2 protein-coding genes and 1 pseudogene are annotated in these 1,260 nt (G+C 38.9%); all 3 read right to left on the bottom strand.

What is annotated here, in order from left to right; genetic code table 11:
• Positions 1–175: pseudogene (locus tag OSCIL6407_RS33205) on the bottom strand (ATP-binding protein); the annotation flags it as partial.
• Positions 176–383: 208 nt separating this feature from the next.
• Positions 384–761: a restriction endonuclease subunit S gene (locus OSCIL6407_RS36600; protein WP_148288976.1), complete on the bottom strand. Its 378-nt coding sequence runs from the start codon at positions 759–761 to the stop codon at positions 384–386.
• A 200-nt stretch (positions 762–961) separates the two neighbouring features.
• Positions 962–1,260: ParA family protein (locus OSCIL6407_RS31665; RefSeq protein ID WP_019488069.1), on the bottom strand; the 299-nt coding region annotated here is incomplete at its 5' end.

Here is a 1,260-nt window from a genome sequence, read left to right on the forward strand (position 1 = left end):
CAGGAATACTATCGACAGTAATTTCACTCCCCATTAGCGCCACAATTTTATGACTAATTGCTAATCCCAATCCCGTACCTTCGGCTTGCTTTTTAGTATCGCCGACTTGTTCAAAGGGCAGAAAGATTTTTTCGACTTGCTCTGAAGTCATACCGGTTCCGGTATCTGCAATTTGACTCAAAGCAAGTAGAACAATACAAAATCAAAAAAGGAGATGTTTTATTTGTTCGCTCATCAGTAAAAAGAGAGGGAGTCGGTCAGCCGTGTCTTGTAAATGATGACTTTGAGGATACTGTTTATAGCGGTTTTATTATTAGATTTAGAGAGAAATCCTCAGAGTTATGTCTTTTCACTAACGCTTCTAAACTCTCCATAACACCTCATTACACAAACATTTTTTGTAGTAAACCTTTCTTGAATTGTTCGGTTTGGTCGATTTGGCGAGAGAGGGTTTCGATTTTGCGATCCATTGCTGTTAAAAAACCAGTAATTTTTTCTTGTTCTTTTTTGCAAGGGTAAAATAGTATGATTGCTGACAATGATTCTTGGTTGATATTTGTATTTGCGCTAGAGGTAGCCAAAGAAAGCAATTCTTTTCTAAATTCTAATGATGAAAAACAATATTTTTTATATAAATGACATAACTCTGAGGATTTCTCTCTAAATCTAATAATAAAACCGCTATAAACAGTATCCTCAAAGTCATCATTTACAAGACACGGCTGACCGACTCCCTCTCTTTTACTGATGAGCGAACAAATAAAACATCTCCTTTTTGATTTTGTATTGTTCTACTTGCTTTGAGCTTATCTGCACTCGTTCAAGAGGTTATTTTTTTGATTTCGCTTTTCCCAAATATATCCATTAAGTTTACAAATTCCACTCCATCTCCAAATGATGATTTATCTGCGTTAAAACCATTTTTGAATTCACCCAGTTCATCAAGTCTTTTTCTTCCCAATCAGGAAACTACGGCATTTGTGCCAATGTCAGGGGGAGTGTCTATAAGCACCAAGTCAATTCCACCGTCTCGGCAAGCCTGAATCTGGTCAGATATGTTGGACGGTTGGGGCTGTATCAGTAAGGGGGTTTCAGCTTCTCGCTTGTTAAACCAAGATGCTGAGGACTTCTGGGAATCCATGTCTGCCAATACGACACTCAAACCGCACTTTACGGCAACGACTGCCCAGTGGACGGCAAGGGTTGTCTTTCCCGACCCTCCTTTTCTCGACAAAAGGCCAACTACGAACATCAGTAATC

It is taken from the genome of Kamptonema formosum PCC 6407, assembly GCF_000332155.1.
GTDB classification, from domain to species: Bacteria; Cyanobacteriota; Cyanobacteriia; order Cyanobacteriales; family Microcoleaceae; genus Kamptonema; species Kamptonema formosum.